17 protein-coding genes are annotated in these 18,457 nt (G+C 65.7%); 4 read left to right on the forward strand and 13 right to left on the reverse strand.

The genetic code is table 11. The features are described from left to right. Window positions 1-129: 129 nt before the first annotated feature. Window positions 130-918 carry an enoyl-ACP reductase FabI gene (gene fabI / locus QZ994_RS05875; protein ID WP_290869560.1) on the forward strand — a complete coding sequence of 263 codons (789 nt, stop codon included), beginning with the start codon at window positions 130-132 and terminating at the stop codon, window positions 916-918. Window positions 919-955: 37 nt separating this feature from the next. Here the strand turns inward: fabI and QZ994_RS05880 are convergent, their stop codons facing one another. Further along, a complete protein-coding gene (locus QZ994_RS05880; protein WP_290869562.1) occupies window positions 956-1,852 on the reverse strand; it encodes a GlxA family transcriptional regulator in 897 nt (298 codons plus the stop codon). A gap of 181 nt (window positions 1,853-2,033) precedes the next feature. Here QZ994_RS05880 and QZ994_RS05885 point away from each other — a divergent pair, with 181 nt between their 5' ends. The 3 genes from QZ994_RS05885 to QZ994_RS05895 all read left to right on the forward strand — a co-directional run bounded on the left by QZ994_RS05885 (window position 2,034) and on the right by QZ994_RS05895 (window position 4,180). After that, the gene (locus tag QZ994_RS05885; RefSeq protein WP_290869564.1) at window positions 2,034-2,945 is read left to right on the forward strand and encodes a glutathione S-transferase family protein; all 912 of its coding nucleotides are present in this window, start codon (window positions 2,034-2,036) and stop codon (window positions 2,943-2,945) included. A gap of 27 nt (window positions 2,946-2,972) precedes the next feature. Continuing rightward, a complete protein-coding gene (locus QZ994_RS05890; protein WP_290869566.1) occupies window positions 2,973-3,773 on the forward strand; it encodes a glutathione S-transferase in 801 nt (266 codons plus the stop codon). A 125-nt stretch (window positions 3,774-3,898) separates the two neighbouring features. After that, window positions 3,899-4,180: a DUF4404 family protein gene (locus QZ994_RS05895; RefSeq protein WP_290869569.1), complete on the forward strand. Its 282-nt coding sequence runs from the start codon at window positions 3,899-3,901 to the stop codon at window positions 4,178-4,180. Between the two features lie 28 nt (window positions 4,181-4,208). On the opposite strand, the gene QZ994_RS05900 is transcribed toward QZ994_RS05895, so the two are convergent. The 12 genes from QZ994_RS05900 to QZ994_RS05955 form a co-directional block, all read right to left on the reverse strand. Further along, entirely contained in the window at window positions 4,209-5,558 is a 1,350-nt protein-coding gene (locus tag QZ994_RS05900; RefSeq protein ID WP_290869571.1) for a dicarboxylate/amino acid:cation symporter, read from the reverse strand. 132 nt (window positions 5,559-5,690) lie between these two features. Further along, window positions 5,691-7,622 carry an ABC transporter ATP-binding protein gene (locus QZ994_RS05905; protein ID WP_290869574.1) on the reverse strand — a complete coding sequence of 644 codons (1,932 nt, stop codon included), beginning with the start codon at window positions 7,620-7,622 and terminating at the stop codon, window positions 5,691-5,693. 17 nt (window positions 7,623-7,639) lie between these two features. Beyond that, the gene (locus QZ994_RS05910) at window positions 7,640-9,079 is read right to left on the reverse strand and encodes an ABC transporter permease (protein WP_290869577.1); all 1,440 of its coding nucleotides are present in this window, start codon (window positions 9,077-9,079) and stop codon (window positions 7,640-7,642) included. Window positions 9,080-9,088: 9 nt separating this feature from the next. Beyond that, window positions 9,089-10,072, reverse strand: a complete 984-nt coding sequence (locus QZ994_RS05915; RefSeq protein ID WP_290869580.1) for an ABC transporter permease — start codon at window positions 10,070-10,072, stop codon at window positions 9,089-9,091. Between the two features lies 1 nt (window position 10,073). After that, complete coding sequence (locus QZ994_RS05920) at window positions 10,074-12,377, reverse strand: ABC transporter substrate-binding protein (protein WP_290869583.1); 2,304 nt, start codon at window positions 12,375-12,377, stop codon at window positions 10,074-10,076. Between the two features lie 45 nt (window positions 12,378-12,422). Further along, window positions 12,423-13,367 (reverse strand): LD-carboxypeptidase, encoded by a 945-nt coding sequence (locus QZ994_RS05925; RefSeq protein WP_290869586.1) that lies wholly within the window; start codon window positions 13,365-13,367, stop codon window positions 12,423-12,425. 44 nt (window positions 13,368-13,411) lie between these two features. Then, window positions 13,412-13,831 carry a hypothetical protein gene (locus QZ994_RS05930; RefSeq protein WP_290869590.1) on the reverse strand — a complete coding sequence of 140 codons (420 nt, stop codon included), beginning with the start codon at window positions 13,829-13,831 and terminating at the stop codon, window positions 13,412-13,414. Window positions 13,832-14,135: 304 nt separating this feature from the next. Continuing rightward, window positions 14,136-15,239, reverse strand: coding sequence for a sulfate/molybdate ABC transporter ATP-binding protein (locus QZ994_RS05935; RefSeq protein WP_290869592.1), 1,104 nt, complete (start codon window positions 15,237-15,239; stop codon window positions 14,136-14,138). Beyond that, entirely contained in the window at window positions 15,236-16,111 is an 876-nt protein-coding gene (gene cysW / locus QZ994_RS05940; protein WP_290869593.1) for a sulfate ABC transporter permease subunit CysW, read from the reverse strand. Before cysW ends, QZ994_RS05935 begins: the two co-directional genes overlap by 4 nt. Before the next feature lie 15 nt (window positions 16,112-16,126). Next, window positions 16,127-16,969 carry a sulfate ABC transporter permease subunit CysT gene (cysT, locus tag QZ994_RS05945; protein WP_290869596.1) on the reverse strand — a complete coding sequence of 281 codons (843 nt, stop codon included), beginning with the start codon at window positions 16,967-16,969 and terminating at the stop codon, window positions 16,127-16,129. A 30-nt stretch (window positions 16,970-16,999) separates the two neighbouring features. Next, window positions 17,000-17,980 (reverse strand): sulfate ABC transporter substrate-binding protein, encoded by a 981-nt coding sequence (locus QZ994_RS05950; RefSeq protein ID WP_290869600.1) that lies wholly within the window; start codon window positions 17,978-17,980, stop codon window positions 17,000-17,002. Window positions 17,981-18,208: 228 nt separating this feature from the next. Then, a complete protein-coding gene (locus tag QZ994_RS05955; protein WP_290869603.1) occupies window positions 18,209-18,340 on the reverse strand; it encodes a hypothetical protein in 132 nt (43 codons plus the stop codon). Window positions 18,341-18,457: the final 117 nt, after the last annotated feature.

Here is an 18,457-nt window from a genome sequence, read left to right on the forward strand (position 1 = left end):
TTAGCCTGAGGAAAGCAACTCAGCAAGGCTCGCGCCTGAAATTCCTGCTTTTGGCCCTTGCTCATGCCAAAATCCGCCCTCGCCAGATGGGTGGGCGCCTGTTCACCCCCGACTTTTCTAGGAGACCTCATGGGCTTTCTTGCCGGCAAGCGCCTGCTGATCACCGGACTGCTGTCCAACCGTTCCATCGCCTATGGCATCGCCAAGGCCGCCAGGCGTGAAGGCGCTGAACTGGCGTTCAGCTACGTGGGCGAGCGTTTCAAGGACCGCATCACCGAGTTCGCCAAGGAGTTTGACTCCGAACTCATCTTTGATTGCGATGTGAGCAGCGACGAACAGATCGCCGCCATGTTCGCCGATCTGGCCAAAACATGGCCGACCTTCGACGGTTTTGTGCACTCGATCGGTTTCGCCCCGCGTGAAGCCATCGCCGGCGACTTCCTGGAAGGCCTCTCGCGCGAAGCCTTCCGCGTCGCGCACGACATCTCGAGCTACAGCTTCCCGGCCATGGCCAAGGCCGCCCTGCCCTACCTGAACCCCAACGCCGCCCTGCTGACGCTGAGCTACCTGGGTTCGGAGCGCATCGTGCCGGCTTACAACACGATGGGCCTGGCCAAGGCTTCGCTGGAAGCCTCGGTGCGCTACACGGCGGCCAGCCTCGGCCCCAAGGGCATCCGTGTCAACGGCATCTCGGCGGGCCCGATCAAGACCCTGGCGGCTTCGGGCATCAAGGGCTTCGGCAAGATCCTGAGCGTGGTGGAAGAGAACGCCCCGCTGCGCCGCAACGTCACCATCGAAGACGTGGGCAATGTGGCCGCCTTCATGCTCTCCGATCTGGCTGGCGGCGTAACCGCCGAAATCACCTACGTGGACGCAGGCTTCAGCCGCGTCATGGGTGGTGTGGCCGACCTGGGCTGAGCCCCGGGGAAAGCACGCAGCGCATCAGGTCAAGGCCTCAACGGCCGGCCTGGTGCTTCTGCCGATAGGCTGCCGGGGTCATCCCGGCCAGCTTCTTGAACAGGCGGCCAAAGGCCACACGATCCTGGTAGCCCACCTGCTCCGCCACGTCGGGCACAGGCAGGCTGCCACCGGCCAGCAAGGCCTTCGCTCGCTCGATGCGGATCTGCTGCTGGTAGTGGATGGGCGTGACGCCCGTGGCCGCCATGAAGCGCCGCTGCAGCGTCCGAACGCTCATGTGCACCCCCTGCGCCAGGGCCGGAAGGGTCAGGGCCTGAGCGTGGTCGCGTTCGACCAGTTGCTGCACCTTGCGCACCTCCTGGTCGGCGTGCCGTCGCCAGCCCACAGGCGGGGTGTAAAGCGATTGGGGCCCTCGCCGCAGGTCGGTCACCAGCAACTGCGACACCTTCTGCGCCGTCTCCGGCCCCGCCAGTTCGCCGATGGCGTGCAGGCACGCGTCGACGCCCGCCAGCGATCCACCCGAACAGATCAGGCCATCCGAGACGGTGAGGCTGGCCTCTGCACGCGTGTCCACAAGGGGAAAGCGGGCGGCAAAGCCTTCGGCCAGCATCCAGTGGGTGGTGGCTGGACGATGGTCGAGGCGCCCTGACGCTGCCAGCAAGTAGGCTCCCGTGCACAGCGTGGCCACACGCACTCGCTCCGGCAGGCCCGCCAGCGCGGCCACCATGGCGGGGTTCTCGGCGACGCCCTGCTCGCCTTCCGTCCACAGCGAGGGGATCACCACGAGGTCGACGCCGGCCAGGCGCTCGACGCCCGCATCCACGTTGAGCAGGCCATCGGGGTGACCAACTGGCTGCCCGTCTTCGCTCACTTTGTGGAGTTGAAAGCGGTGACCGCCGGGCACCTGGTTGGCCATGCGGAAGGTATCGAGCACCAAACCGATGCTGGCCAGGCTGTGCTGACGACACAGGCAGACAGCCACCTGATGCACAGGTCGGGACGACGGTGGAAGGGGCGACACGGTGTCCATATGGGCATCAAAGATGGCTGAATTGGCCATTCTAGGCGGGCACCGCGCTCGCCACAATGCGGCCATCTTTCGCATTGCGCCCACCATGTCCGACCTGATCCTGCACCATTACAAAGAGTCCCCCTACGCCGAGAAGGTCCGCACCCTGATGGGCCACAAGGGCATCGCCTGGCAATCGGTGACGGTGCCCCGCATTGCGCCCAAGCCCGACCTGACGGCGCTGACGGGGGGCTACCGCAAGGTGCCGGTGCTTCAGCGTGGTGCCGACATCTTCTGCGACACCCGCCTGATCTGCGCAGAAATCGAGCGACTGCACCCTGCGCCTTCGGCGGCGGCCGCACAGGGGCACTTCGGCGCCGTGATCGAACATTGGGTGGACGTCCACCTCTTTGCCAAGGCGGTGGCCTACACCTTTGGCCGCAACGCCGACCACCTGCCGGATGCGCTGCTGGCCGACCGTGCCGCCCTGCGGGGCGCACCGCTGGAGCGCGAGGCACTGAAGGCCGCCGTGCCATTGGCCGAGCAGGAACTGAGGCGCCATCTGGGGTGGGTCGAGGCCGGCCTGCAAGCCCCAAGCCCCTTCGTGAACGGCAAGCACCCAGGCCCTGGCGACTTCAACCTCTACGCCACGGTGTGGTTTGCCGTCCAGGGGCGCTTCGACCTCACGCCCTTCCCTGCGCTCTCAACCTGGTTCGGCCGCATGCAGGGCATGGGCCACGGCCAGCGCGCGGACAGCACCCCCGAGGCTGCCATGGCGATCGCCGCCGAGTCGCGGCCCCGCCCTCTGACGTACGAAAGCCAACTGCCTGACGCAAGCGGCCTCGAACTGGGCCAGATGGTGTGCGTGACGCCCGAGTTGCTGGGCCACGGCACCAGCGTGCGCGGTGAACTGGTCGGCATCGATGGCGAACGCGTGAGCCTGCTGGTGCTGAGCGAGCGCTGTGGCGCCCTGCACGTTCACTTCCCGCGCCAGGGCTACCGCCTCATGGCGGCCTGATCCTCACACCTTCATCGCCGCCGCCCCATGAAGCACGCCCAGTCCGCACCGCTGACGCTCTACACCTTCGCGATGTCGCACTACAGCGAGAAAATCCGCTGGACGCTGGACGCGAGCCACATCGCCTTCACTGAAGTCTGCATGACGCCCGTCTTCCACATGGCACCGGCCCTGGCCATGGGGCGACGGGGTCAGACCACCCTGCCCATCCTGAAGACTCCGAAGGAAGCGATTCAGGACAGCCCGCGCATCGTCGACTGGCTGGCCAGGACCCAGACGACTTTTGCCTTGCTGCCCGCCGACCTGGCGACCGAGGTCCGTGCAGTCGAGCGCCGCTTCGATGCCATCGGCAAGGACGTTGCGCGGGCCCTGTATGCGGGGGGCTTCGGACACGCGGACGCCCAGATCCGCGACCTCTGGACCGCCCATGCCAGCCCCTTGCAAGCGCTGGTGGTGCGGGTGGGCTACCCGCTGATCCGCTGGGGCTTCAGGCAGAAGCTCCAGATTCACGCACAGCGCACGGCCCTGGCACAGCAACGCATCAACGAGGCGATGGACTGGCTGGAAGAGCGCATTGCCCAACAAGGCCCCAACCTCGTGGGCGGTCGCTTCACCGTGGCCGACATCACGGCCGCATCCCTGCTGGCGCCGATCGCCTGTCCGGACGAACACCCCGTCTACAGTGCGGCCAGCTACCGTGAAGGCATGGCCAGCGCGATGCGGCCCTGGCTGGGGCGCCCGGCACTGACCTGGGTGCGCGAGGTCTATGCGCGACACCGGGGCACGGTGGGCGGCGGCGCCTTGCACCCGACAGCCCTGGCGGCTTGACCATGGTCAGAGGGTTTTCAGTTTGGCGTGCACTTCGGCGCGTGGGAGGGACATCCGGACCGCTGCGCATGGTCAGGCGAGCGTGGGATGGGCACAATGGAACGGTCACCACCTCGGAGCCCCTCATGGACGCCACGGAACTCAAGACCCTGCTCAACAAGCTCAAAGGTGAACTCGACAGCGGCCAGCCGGTCGATCCGGAACTGCGGCAGCTGTTGCACAGCCTGGACCAGGACATCCAGCAGGCCCTGCGCCAGCCTGTGAGCAGCACGGGCGATGCGGACGACGCAGAAAAAAGCCTGAGCACGCAGGCCCAGGCCATTGAAGCCCGCTTCGCAGCGGACCATCCTTATCTGGCCAACACGCTCAGAGACGTGCTGGACACCCTGGGCAAGATGGGGATCTGATCGCCCCCTACCCTGCCCGGCCTGACGTTCAGGCGCGGCTGGCCTGGGTCGGCGCGGCGGAGGCTGGCACCGCTTCGGCGATGGCCTGGTCCAGCGAAGGCTCGAACTGTGCGGGAGGGGCCACACGGCCGGCCAGCACATCGTCGAGGCGCTGGCCGTCCAGTTGCTTGCACCACTTGGCGACCACGAGGGTGGCCACACCGTTGCCCACCAGGTTGGTCAGGGCGCGGGCCTCGCTCATGAAGCGGTCGATGCCCAGGATCAGGGCCAGACCGGCCACCGGCACACCGCCCACGGCGCTCAGCGTCGCGGCCAGCACGATGAAGCCCGAACCGGTCACGCCGGCCGCACCCTTCGAGGTCAGCAGCAGAACGGCCAGCAGGGTGAGCTGCTGCACCAGGGTCATGGGGGTGTCGGTCGCCTGGGCGATGAACACGGCCGCCATGGTCAGGTAGATCGAGGTGCCATCGAGGTTGAAGGAGTAACCCGTGGGGATCACCAGGCCCACCACCGACTTGTGCGCGCCAGCATGCTCCAGCTTGTGCATCATGCGAGGCAACACGCTTTCGCTCGACGAGGTGCCCAGCACCACCAGGAGCTCTTCCTTGATGAAACGGATGAAGCGCAGCACGCTGAACCCGTGCAGCTTGGCGATCACGCCCAGCACGCCCAGCACGAAGACCGCGCAAGTCAGGTAGAAGGCGAACATCAGGTGGGCCAGCGACACCAGGGTGCCGACGCCGTACTTGCCGATGGTGAAGGCCATGGCACCGAAGGCACCGATGGGCGCCACCTTCATGACGATGCCCACGATGGCAAACAGCACATGCGAGAGGCGGTCAATGAAGTTGAAGACCACGTTCTGGCGACCGCCAAAGCGCTGCAGGGCAAAACCGAAGAGGATGGAGAACAGCAGCACCTGCAGGATGTCACCCTTGGCGAAGGCATCGACCACGCTTGTGGGGATGATGTTGAGCAGGAAATCGGTCGTGCTCGCCATCTTGTTCGGCCCCACATAGGCCGAGAGGGCCTTGGTGTCCAGCGAGGTCGGATCGACGTGCATGCCCTCACCGGGCTTGAGCACGTTCACGACCACCAGGCCAATGATCAGGGCGAGGGTGCTGACGATCTCAAAGTACAGGAGAGCCAGGCCACCGGTCTTGCCGACCTTCTTCATGTCGTCCATGCCGGCGATGCCAAGTACAACCGTGCAGAAGATGATCGGGGCGATGATCATCTTGATCAAACGGATGAAACCATCGCCGAGCGGTTTCATGGACGCACCCACCTCGGGTGCAAAGTGGCCCAGGGCCACGCCGATGGCGATGGCTGCGAGCACCTGAACGTACAGGGATCGGTAGAACGGGGTTTGGGTCATGGGTACAGCTCCGCCAGCGGGCGAGGATTGAGACACTGGCGCGAACTATGCCTTTTTGCGCAGGCACTGGCGATGTGGATTCCCACACGCTTTCACCGCATGGGCAAGGCGCTCCCAGGTGGCCTTGGTCGGTCAGAAAGGACGACGGGGCACCGCCGCCAGCAGCGTGCGGGTGTAGGTATCCTGAGGTTGGCCGAGCACCTCGGCGGCCGGCCCCTGCTCGACGATGCGCCCCTGGCGCATGACCGCCACCTGGTCGGCCAGGTAGGACACGACGCCCATGTTGTGCGTGATGAAGAGCAGCCCCAGACCCAGCTGGGCTTGCAGTTCGCGCAGCAGGTTCAGGATCTGCGCCTGAACCGACACGTCCAGCGCCGACGTGGGCTCGTCACAGACCAGCACCCGCGGCGACACCGCCAGGGCCCGCGCAATGGCCAGGCGCTGGCGCTGCCCACCCGAGAACTCGTGCGGAAAGCGATCCAGGGCATCGGTGCGCAGGCCCACGCGCTCCAGCAGGTCCCTCACCGTGCGCAGGCGCTCGGCGGCAGACAGGTCGAGGCGCAGGGTCAGCAGGCCTTCTTGCAGGATGTCGGCGACACGCATGCGCGGGTTGAGCGAAGCGAAAGGATCCTGAAAGACCATCTGCACCGCGCGACGTGCGTGCAGCAAGGCCTCCGCGCTCATGGCAAAGAGGTCGTGCGTGGCTGGCGACACGGGCAAGGTCACTGAAGATGCCCCCTCTGCCTGCGCCACACTGGTGGCGGCTTCGCGCAACCAGGCCTGCCCGGACACCGCCACACCGGCCTGCCCACGCAGCAATTGCACGATGGCACGTCCCGTGGTGGTCTTGCCGCAACCGGACTCACCGACCAGGGCCAAGGTCTGTCCCGGGAAGACCTTGAAGGACACACCGGCAACCGCTTCGACCTCGTGCACCCGGCGGAACAGGCCGCCGCCGGATCGGAAGCGCACACCGAGTTCGCGCACGTCCAGCACCGGGGCGGCGTCAGCACGCGCCGAAGGCGGAGCCCCGATGCTGGCTGGCTGCGAGGACACGACGGCAGCGGTCCTGAGCGCCACATCCAGCGGGAACCAGCAGCGGACGCGGCTCAGGCCTTCGCCTGTCCCATGGTTCTGCAAGCGCGGGACCTCGGCGGCACAGCGGGCCTGCGCGAATTCGCACCGCGGTGCAAAACGGCAGCCCTCGAAACGCTGCCACAAGGGCGGCACGCTGCCCGCAATCGCCACCAGGGGCTGGCCGCGCCGCTCGGCATCGGGCAAGGCCTGCAGCAGGAGTCGCGCGTAAGGGTGGCGCGGTTGGCTGAAAAACAGGGCGGCAGGCGCCTCTTCGACGATCTGCCCGGCATACATCAACGCCACCCGCTGGGCCATGTCGGCCACCACGGCCAGGTCGTGCGTGATCAGCAGCAGGCCAACCTGGCGCTCTCGCTGCAACGCCTTCAACAGATCGAGCACCTGCTTCTGGATGGTGACGTCGAGCGCCGTGGTGGGCTCATCGGCGATCAGGTAATCGGGCTCGGCAGCCAGGGTCATGGCGATCATGACGCGCTGCTTCTGCCCCCCGCTCATCTCGAAGGGGTAGCTGTCGATGCGCTGCTCTGGCTCAGGGATGCCCACCCGGCGCAGCCAGTCGATGGCCTTCTTGCGCGCACTGGCCCCACGCAAAACGGTGTGGGCTTCGATCGCCTCGACGATCTGCTCGCCCACCCGCATCACCGGATTCAGGCTGGTCGACGGCTCCTGGAAGATGATGCCCACGCGGCCACCGCGCACGCGGCGCATCGCCACCTCGGGCAAGGCCAGCAGTTCGGTGGGCTTCGCATCGGGCACGGCCGTGCTCAGCGAAATGCGCCCGCGCTGAACGCGGCCGTTGTCCGGCAGCAGTCGCATCAGCGCCAGGGCCGTCATGCTCTTGCCACAGCCGGACTCGCCCACCAGGGCGAAAGTCTCGCCACGCTGGAGGGTCAGGCTCAGGCCATCCAGGGCACGAACCAGGCCTGCATCGGCATCGAGCACCACCTGGAGGTCGTCGAGTTGCAACATCGGCTGGGCTCCGGGGATCAGCGGGTGGCGCCAGCACGGGCCAGCTTCACGGGGCGGGCCACGCGGGCACGCGGGTCGAAGGCGTCGCGCACCGCATCGGCAAAGAGGTTGGCGGCCAGCACGATGGCCACCATGAAGACGAAGGCGGCGGCAAACGACCACCACACCAGCGGGTCACGCGACATCTCGACCCTGGCCTGGTTGATCAGGCCGCCGAAGCTGTGCATCGACGGGTCGACGCCCACACCGACGTAAGACAACACCGCCTCATACAGGATGAGGCTGGAGAACTCGAGCACCGTGGTGATGAGCACCAGGTGCATGAGGTTGGGCAGGATGTGACGACGCATGATGCGCCAGGGGCCCACGCCGAAGGCGGTGGCCGCCTGCACGTATTCCAGCTCGCGCAGCTTGAGTGTTTCGGCCCGCAGCAGGCGGCACAGGCCGGCCCAGCCTGTCAGGCCCAGGATGACGCAAAGGAGGAAGATCTTGAGGTCGGCGCGCTCCAGACCGGTTTCGAACAGCTCGGGGTGCTGATCGAGGAAGACCTGCACCATCAGCACACAAGCCGCGATCAACAGGATGTTGGGCACCGAAGAGAGCACGGTGTAGACGTACTGGATGACGTCGTCAACCCAGCCCTTGAAATAACCGGCGGCAATGCCAAAGGCCAGGGCAAAGGGCAATGTGGCGATGGTGGCCAGCGAGCCGATCACGAAGGCGGTGCGCACACTCTTGAGCGCCATGTAGAGCACATCGTTGCCAGTGCGGTCGGTGCCCAGCACGTGGTAGCCCTGGGCCCAGCTCAAGGCCACAGCCCAGCCTGCCAGCACCGCCACGATGGTCACCGTGACCCAGGCGGCGTGCCATGCCTCGCCCTGCGCGCCACCCAAACGGCGGCGCAGCAGCAACCAGGCCAGCAAGGCCACCGCACCGCCCCCCAGGCTGCCCCACATGAGGCGTTCGGCCACGTCACGCCCCCAGTCGGCGTCGGGATCGGTCAGGCCGGCACCGCCATGCCGAAGGCGGGGGAAGGCGCGTGGCGGTGGAATCGGCGCGCCATTGGCGTCCAGCGCAGGCTTTTCACCCGCCTTGCGAGGCACGGTTTCCTTCACGAAGCCATGTGTGGCCAGGGGGCGCGAATAGCTGTTCTCGCGGGTGGTGATCAGTTTGGACAACGCCACATCCAGCACGGACTCGGTGCGGGTGTCGAAGGCCACCGCACCATCGGCCACCGCAGGCAAGGCACGGCGGAAATGCAGGCAATCGGCCAGGGTCAGCACGAGCATGAGGCCCAGCACCACGGCCGAGGCCATGGCCGCCGGCGTGGCGAACACCTTGGCCCAGGTCGCGCGCAACGAGGCGTCACGTCGCACCTTGAGCACATACAGGCACAGGCCCACCAGCATCAGCCAGATGACCACATCGGTCCAGAGCAGCACGGGTTTGAAGGACATCGCTTCCCCTCACTGCATCCGCACGCGCGGATCGGCCCAGGTGTAGGCCACGTCGATCAGGATGTTCGACAGGATGTAGAGCACCGAACCCAGGAAGACCATGGTGCGCACGATGGCGAAGTCCTGGCTTCCGATGGCCTCGATGGTGTAGGCGCCCAGGCCAGGGATGCCGAAGAAGCTTTCGGTGACCAGGCCGCCCATGAAAAGGTAGGGCAAGGTGCCGCCAGCGCTGGTGATGATGGGCAGCATGGCGTTGCGCAGCACGTGGCGGGTCAGCACACGGCCTTCGCTCAAACCCTTGGCGCGGGCGGTGCGCACGTAATCCTTGCCCGCCTCCTCCAGGAAGAGGGTGCGGTAGAAGCGAGCCTGTCCGGCCAGGCTGGCCACCAGCATCAGGCCAATGGGCAGCACCAGGAAGCGGATGGCATCCAGCCCGGCGGCATAGCCCGAGATGGGTGCCAGCTTGGCCAGGCGCGAGAACAGGTACTGGCCGACGATGATGTAGAACAGGCTGGAGATGGACATCATCACCACGCACAGCACCACGCCCCAGAAGTCGATGGGCGTGCCGCGGAACATGACCAGCCACAGCGCGAAGACCACGCTGGCCAACAGGCCCAGCACAAAGATGGGCACGGTGAGCTGCAGGCTCACACCCATGCGCTGCTTGATCTGGTAGCCGATGTCACCGGCGCTGTCGTTGTCGGCCCGGCCAAAATCAAACAGGAAGAGCGATACCGAGCGGTCCCAGAACACGGTGTCCGTCAGCTTGGCACTGCCTTGGGCCTCATGGTTGAGCAGCAGCGGTTTGTCGTAGCCCCGCTCGACCTTCCACTTCTCGATCTGTTCGGGTGTGACGCGCTTGCCGCCGATGTTGAGGCGGGCCATGTCGTCTGGCGTGTTGACAGTGAAGAACAGCACAAAGGTGATCAGGTTCACCCCGATCAGGATGAGCACGCCGTAACCCAGGCGGCGCAGGATGTAGTTCAGCACCTCAGCGCCCTCCTCTGCTGGCGCCTGCCGCCACCGGCAAGGCGGTTTGCTGCTCGCGGGCCTTGAACACGCGCACCGCCCACCAGCCCATGAAGCCGATCAGGGCAATGAGTGCGGCCACCGGCCAGTAGACCGGATGGTTCCACTGGCGCAGGCTGGCGGCGCGGTCGACGGTATCGAGCCTGTAATACTGGGCCTGGTCGCGCACCATGATGCTGGGTTTGCCGTTGTGCACCCAGCGGTGGTAGGCGCCAGATGCGTAAGGGAAGTAGCCAAAGGACCAGGGCGCGTCTTCCTGGAGGATGCGCACCATCTGGTCGATGACGGCCTGCTTGGCAGGGCCGTCGTCCATCAGGCGCAAGCGGGCATACAGGCGGTCGTATTCGGGGTTCTGGTAATTGGCAGCGTTCTCGCCGTCGTGCACCGACTTCGCGCCCGGGCCATACAGCAGGAAGAGGAAGTTCTCGGCATCGGGGTAATCGGCCAGCCAGCCCCAGGTGAAGATCTGGTGCTTGCCGCGGCGGACCTTGTCCTGAAACTGGTTGTAGTCGGTCGCACGGATTTCCAGCTGGATGCCCAGCTTGGCGAACTGCTTGCTCATCCAGTCCAGCGAGGCCTTGGAGTCGGGCGTGGCGGCGGCGCCGTAGTCGTAGTTCAGCACCAGGGGCTTGCCGGATTGCGCATCGCGCCCATCGGGGTAGCCGGCTTCGGCCAGCAGCTTCCTGGCGTCGTCGATCGGACGGCGCACGGCCAGGCCATTCACCCATCGGTGGGTGACCGGGTTGAGGCCCTGCTGCGTGCCGTGGCGCGAGCCAAACACACCACCTGGCAAGGGGCCTTGGGCCACTTCGCCAGCGGCCTTCGGGAAGATGCGGTTGTACTCGTCCCAATCGATGGCAATCGACAAGGCCTGACGCAACTTGCGGTTGCGCTGCTGCTGGGCAGGCGTGTCGCCACGCCCCACCACCGGGTCCAGCCAGTTGAAACCCATGTAGGAGCTGGAGAGGTCGACCGTGCGGCTCAGCACCACGCCCTTCTCGGTGAAGTCACGCTCGAAATCGGGCGAGTCTTCCATCTGGATCTTGTAAGCGTTGCCGTAGGACATCTGATCGAACTCCGGCACATCGAGGTAGCCCTGGCGGAATTTGGCGTCCTGCGGCACGGCCTCCTTCTCGATGTTGAAGACGATGGTGTCGATGAAAGGCGTCTTCTTGCCACAGTCGGCCAGGCGGCCTTCGGCCTTGTCTTGCGGCGTGCCTTCGCAGGGGTAGGGCTCCCCACGGTAATGCGGGTTGCGCTTCAGCACGTGGCGGCGGTCCTGCACGTACTCGGTCATCATGTAAGGGCCTGTGCCCACAGGCCAGCGGTTGAGCGACAGCCCATTGCCTGCCATGCCCGGCTGGCTGTAGAAGGCATCGGCCTCCCAGGGCACGGGTGCCAGGAAGGTCATGGCCATCCAGTACTTCCACTGCGGGTACTTGCCGATGATGCGGATGCGCAGGGTGTGGGCGTCGAGCGCCTGGGCACCAGCCAGCGGCCAGCGGCGGAAGTCGAGGAAGGGTTTGTCGCGGGCACTGGCAGGCAGACTGGCGCGAAGCTTCTTGTCTTCAGCGCGGATCAGCTTGCCGTAGTCGGCCAGACCCACCACGTACTCGGAGAAGGTGCCGAACACCGGCGCCGCCGTGCGCGGGGTGGCGTGGCGTTTGAGGGCGTAGACATAGTCTTCCGCCACGAGTTCGCGAGTGCCCTGCTGGGCGAAATCGAAGGGGCTGCGCTTGCTGCCTACGTCGGCGGCGGTGAGGCGGTGGTAGAGGTAGGCGCCGCTGGCATCCTTGGCGAATGCAGGGTGCGGCGCGTACAGGATGCCGGGCTTGATGTGGATGTCGTAGACGCTCTCGGCGATCTGGTCGGCCGGAGCTGTGTCGGGAAGCGGCTGCCCGTCCTTGCCCAGATAGCGGGGGTTCACCACCTCGGTCGCCGTCTTGGGCACCAGGGTGTAGGGACGCTTCAGGTAGTGGTAGCCGTAAAGCGGCTCGTAGACCTGATAGGTGTAAGGCGTCTCGTTGCTGCTGTAAGACGAGGTGGGGTCAAGGTAGCGGGGCGAGCGCGCATTGAAGGCGGTGTAGAGCGTGTTGCTGCGGGCAGAGCCTTCGGGATGGGGGCTGTTGTCGCAGCCTGTGAGCACGCTGCCGGCGCCCAGACCGGTGAACGCCACCAGCAGCGCCATGGCAGCCCGGCGGGCGCGCGCCCTCAGGCTCGTGGCCTGAGACGTGGGGCTGATGGGAGCGACCTGCCGGTTGTGCATGAGCCTATTGTGTACGCACCCACACGCCCTCGCCACGCTGCGCACTCACCACATCACGAAGGCGTCGCGTCCTTGCACCATCAGGTTCACCTTGCGCCCCACGGGCAGGCACACTTTGACGGGCACGTGGCCATACGGCAGCCCGGTGAGGATTGGCGTTTTCGTCAGGCTGCGCAGGTGGGCGATCACCGTCTTGAGGTTGAAGCCGCGGTCGAGCGGCGACTTTTTCCAGCCCGAGAAATGCCCCAGCAGAATGGCCTTCTGCTGATCGAGGATGCCGGCCATGTGCAACTGCTGCAGGGTGCGCTCCACACGGTAGGGGTGCTCATTGACGTCTTCCAGGAAGAGCACGCCGTTCCTGATTCTGGGGAAGTGAGGCGTGCCGATCAGGGCCTGCAGCACCGAAAGGTTGCCACCCCATAGGCGCCCACCGACCTCCAGACCATCGAAACCGGCTTCGGTGCGAAAGCCCACGGCCTCCAGCGAACCGGTCACCGCTTCCACAAAGGTTTCTTGCGTGACGTCGTCACCGCCCAGGGCGCCATCGGCCTGACCAAAGTCGTCACAGGCCAGGGGGCCCGCCCAGAAGCCGGCGCTCACGCCTTCGCCCACGCTGGCCGGGCCGGCTGCGCCATGGGCCAGGGCGCCGAGTTGCAGCGCGGTGCAATCGCTGTAGCCCACCCAGGCCGTGCCGCGCTCGACGCTGCCCGCCAGGCGCGGCCAGTCGATGCGGTCGAGCAGGCGGGTCAGGCCGTAGCCACCGCGTGTGGCCAGGGCCACGCTGGGCGCAGCATCGGCGATGCGGTGCAGCGCGGCCAGGCGGGTTTCATCGTCGCCCGCGAAGCGCTGGTGTTTGAGCAGGGCCGATTCGTCGACGCTGACCTCAAAGCCCAGGGCCTTGAGCCGCTTGGAGGCCAGGCGCACCGGCGTGGTCCTGGCGACCACACCGGCCGGGCTGAAGATCGTCAATGGGGTGCGGGTTTCACTCATCCCACCATTGTGACCGAGGCAGACGCCCTGCTCCGCCTTGTGTGTCAACGGCCAGTGAGCTGCGCCTTGGCCAGGGTCTTGACCTGAAAGCGGCCATCGTTGTCGAAGAGCCAGGCCTCCATGAAGCCGTTTCGGCGCATGTGGTCCCTGACCTCGTCCGGCATGGGCACCACGGGCGCGCGGGCCACGGTCTCGATGGCCCGGGCCAGCAACTCGGGCTGCTCATCGTTGGTGCGCACCACTTCGACCTGCCAGTGGTCGCCCGCGTCGAGCTTGACGTTCAGCACCACCACCGCACGCAGCAGGGGCTGCGGGTTGCGCTGGTGCACGTGCTCGGGCGAGCCGCTGTAAACCGCCTTGGCAAAGTCGACCCGCAGGTCGTCGACCGGTCCGGCGACCGCTGCCCCGCCACAGCCCAACACACCCGCAGCCACCCAGCTGAAACAAACCGTTTTGACACCCATGGCACCCTCCAGGAACGTGGATCACGTCCTTCCAGCAAGGCACAAAGGGGCTGCGCTGTACAGAGGGCCCGACTCAGCCACTGACACCAGACACGGCAAAAAATCACGGGGCCTTGTCTCGGCATGTCAAGCCGCGGCGACGCTCGACCAGGCGCTGGCGCGGGCGGCCGCACACCTGCGACAAAGCGAGCCTGCATCGCCATCAGGCGCGCTTACAAGGGCTTGCAATCGGGGGCTCAAGCGTCAGGACAGGCTGCCGATCAGTGCCCCTGCTCAGCCCCCACTGTCAGGGCATGCGACCCGTTCAGATCATCGCGCCCGGATCGGTGTCCACGTACTCGGGGCGCACGCCCTGCCCCCCATTCACCACCGAAAAGCGGCGGATCCGACGGGGCTTCAGGTAGACGGTGGCGCCCGCCTGCAGGATGCCGCTGTCGCGCAAAGCAGCGAACTCGCCGCGGGGCAGCTCGACGTCGACCTCTCCCTGCCCGTCCACCCGCTTGAACTCCAGGCGGGTGTTGGGGCCGACGGTGAGGGTGTGCACCAGGGTCACGGGCAGACTGCCTTCGGCCTGGTGGGCCAGCACCTGGATCTCGTGCGGACGCACGTAGCTCACGTCGTCGGGCTTGCCGGTGGCACCACCCGCGGCCACCGCACCGGGTGCATGGTCTCGGCCGTGGAAGAGGTTCACATCGCCCAGGAACTGCAGCACAAAAGGCGTGGCCGGGTGGTCGTAGACCTCGTCCGGCGTGCCTTGCTGCTCGATGCGACCCTGGTTCATCACCACGATGCGGTCGGCCACTTCCATGGCTTCTTCCTGGTCGTGGGTCACGAAGACGCTGGTCACGTGGATCTCATCGTGCAGGCGGCGCAGCCAACGGCGCAGCTCCTTGCGCACCTGGGCGTCGAGCGCACCAAAGGGCTCGTCCAGCAGCAGCACCTTGGGCTCCACCGCCAGTGCACGCGCGAGGGCAATGCGCTGGCGCTGGCCACCAGAGAGCTGGTGCGGATAGCGGTCGGCGATCCAGTCCAGCTGCACCAGCTTGAGCAGCTCCATCACCTTCTCTCGGATCTTGGCTTCGGAGGGGCGCGTCGCTTTGGGACGCACGCGCAGGCCGAAGGCCACGTTCTCGAAGATCGTCATGTGACCGAACAGCGCGTAATGCTGGAACACAAAACCCACGTTGCGCTCGCGCACGGCCACGTTGGTGGTGTCTTCGCCGTTGAAGAGCACCGAGCCACTGTCGGGCTGTTCCAGGCCGGCGATGATGCGCAGCAGCGAGGTTTTGCCCGAGCCCGAAGGGCCCAGAAGGGCCACGAGTTCGCCCGAGGGGATATCGAGGTTGAGCTGGTCACACACCGTGACCGAGCCGAAACGTTTGACGAGGTTCTTGACTTCAATGCTCATGCTTGGACTCCGGCGTCGGCCACCTGGGCGTATTGCTGCTTGACGCGGCGCTCGACGATGTACTTCAGGACCAGGGTGACCAGGGCCAGACTGGCCAGCAGGGATGCGACCGCGAACGAGGCCGCGAACTGGTATTCGTTGTAAAGGATCTCGATGTGCAGGGGCAGCGTGTTGGTGTAGCCGCGCACATGGCCCGACACCACCGAGACTGCACCGAACTCACCCATGGCGCGCGCGTTGCAGAGGATGACACCGTACAGCAACGCCCATTTCACGTTGGGCAAGGTGACCTTCATGAAGGTCTGAAAGCCCGAGGCTCCCAGCACGCGTGCCGCCTCTTCCTGCTCCTGCCCCTGGGCCTGCATCAGGGGAATCAGCTCACGGGCCACAAAGGGGAAGGTCACGAAAATGGTGGCCAGCACGATGCCCGGCACCGCAAAGATCACCTTCAGGTCGTGGTCGCGCAGCCACTCGCCAAACCAGCCCTGCAGACCGAACACCAGCACGAAGATCAGGCCAGCGATCACGGGCGAGACCGAAAACGGCAGATCGATCAGCGTGAGCACGATGTTCTTGCCGCGGAAATCGAACTTCGCAATGGCCCAGGAGGCGGCCACACCAAAGACCAGGTTCAGCGGCACGGCGATGCCCGCCGCAATCAGGGTCAGCTTGATGGCCGAGATCGCATCCGGGTCGGTCACGGCCGCCTTGTAGACCTCAAAGCCCTTCTTGAAGGCCTCGTAGAACACCGAGACCAGGGGCACGAACAGGAACAGCGACAGGAAGGTCAGCGCCACGCCGATCAGCGTCCAGCGCACCCAGGCCGGTTCACGGGTGGCCTGGGACAGGTTGGGAGGAGACAAGGAACTCATTTGGGGGACAACCTCTCACTTTCCCTGGCGCTTGCGCGCCCAGGACTGCAACGCATTGATCGCGAGCAACAACACAAACGACATCACCAGCATCACCACCGCAATGGCCGTGGCTCCGGCGTAGTCGTACTGCTCCAGCTTGGTGATGATGAGCAGCGGCGTGATCTCCGAAATCATCGGCATGTTGCCGGCGATGAAGATGATGGAACCGTACTCGCCCAGCGCCCGCGCAAAGGCCAGCGAGAACCCGGTGATCAGTGCAGGCATCAGGATCGGGAAGATCACTTTGCTGAAGGTCTGCCAGCGGCTGGCCCCCAGGGTGGCGGCGGCCTCCTCCAGCTCGGCTGAAACGTCTTCCAGGATGGGCTGGACCGTGCGCACCACAAAAGGCAGACCGATGAAGGTCATGGCCACGAACACACCGTTCGGACTGAAGGCCACCTTGAGCCCCAAGGGCTCAAGGTACTGGCCGATCCAGCCATTGCCCGCATACAGCCCGGTCAGCGCGATGCCAGCCACGGCGGTGGGCAAGGCAAAAGGCAAGTCCACCAGGGCGTCAACGATGCGCTTGCCAGGGAAGCTGTAGCGCACCAGCACCCAGGCCACCAACAGGCCGAACACGGCGTTGACGACCGAAGCCGCGAGGGACGAGCCAAAGGTCAGTTTGTAGGACGCCACCACCCGTGGCGACGTCACCGTTTCCACGAACTGGGGCCAAGTGAGCTCGGTGGTGCGCAAGAAGGCGGCCGAGAGCGGGATCAGCACGATGAGGCTGATGTACAACAAGGTCAGCCCCAGGGCGAGGTCAAACCCCGGGAGCACGCTGCGACGCCGCAGCAAGGTTCTGGACAGGAACATGGATGAACGGCCTGATGTGAAAAGCGGGGCTCACTTGCCCGAGCGACCGGCGGCGATCACCTGGTCGTAGACGCCGCCGTCGTTGAAATGCACCTGCTGTGCCTGGGTCCAGCCACCAAACACCTCGTCCACCGTGAAGGTTGGCAAAGCGATGAAGGATGCCTTGTACTGCGCCAGCAGCTTGGGCGACCGAGGACGCAGGTGGTGTCGGGCCGCGATGGCCTGTCCCTCATCGGAGTAGAGGTACTTGAGGTAGGCCTCGGCCTGCTTGCGCGTGCCGCGGCGGTCCACCACCTTGTCGACCACGCTCACCGGGTTCTCGGCCAGGATGGTCGACTTCGGATAGACCACCTGGTAGTCACCTCCGAACTCATTGAGGATCAGCGGCACTTCGCTTTCGAAGGTGGCCAGCGCGTCACCAATCTGGCGCTGGGCAAAGGTGGTGGTGGCCGCACGACCGCCGCCGTCAAACACCGGCACGTTGGCGAAAATGCGCTTGACCAGGTCACGGGCCTGGGCCTCCTTGCCCCCCGACTTGATCACCGAACCCCAGGCGGCCAGGTAACTGTAGCGGCCATTGCCCGAGGTCTTCGGGTTCGGGATCACCACCGAAACACCAGGCTTGCCCAGGTCAGCCCAGTCCTTGATGCCCTTGGGGTTGCCTTTGCGCACCAGGATCACCGACACGGATGTGGTCGGCGCACTGCGGTTGGGCAGGCGGTCGGCCCAGTTCTTCGGGATCAGGCCACCACGCTCGTGCAGGATGTCGATGTCGTTGGCCTGGTTCATCGTGATGACGTCGGCCTCCAGTCCATCCGCCACGCTGCGCGCCTGCTTGCTCGAGCCACCGTGAGACTGCTTGAGTTGCAAGGTCTCGCCCGTGGTCTGCTTCCAGTAGGCTGCGAAAGCGGCGTTGTAGTCCTTGTAGAACTCGCGCGTCACGTCGTAGCTCACATTGAGCAGGGTGGTGTCGGCGCGAGCGGACGTCGCCTGCATGGCCAACACAGCCATGGCTGCCAAGACAAGCCGCCGACCCGCAGGCCGCTTCAACGAAAAACGCATGACAAACCCTTTCCTGATGCGTGGCGCGAATGCTAAGGAAGGGGGCTTGCGCACAAAAGCGCGGAATCCGCATCTGCTTATGCGGATTCCGGTGGCGCGTCGTCAAGGCGCCGCAGGCAGGAGGGAGTTGATCAAGAAGCCAGACGCCAGCGCATCCCGCGCCGCCCGCCACGCTTTTCAGTGTGGTCGAGGTGAGGCACCGCTCACCAGGCGCGAGCGACACAGCGCCACGCACTCCACCACGCCCCAGAGCACGGCGACGGCGATGGCGGCCACCCGAAACAGCATCAGTTTGCGCGAATGGGACATTGGGAGCTCCTGTCAGACACAGGCCATTCAGGGCCCAGATCTCCCGCACCTTAGGTGGGACACATGACAAGGCCATGACACGCCCCCTGCTCACCCTGACACGCAGCTGACACAGCC

Source organism: Aquabacterium sp. (assembly GCF_021768455.1).
Classification (GTDB): domain Bacteria; phylum Pseudomonadota; class Gammaproteobacteria; order Burkholderiales; family Burkholderiaceae_C; genus Aquabacterium.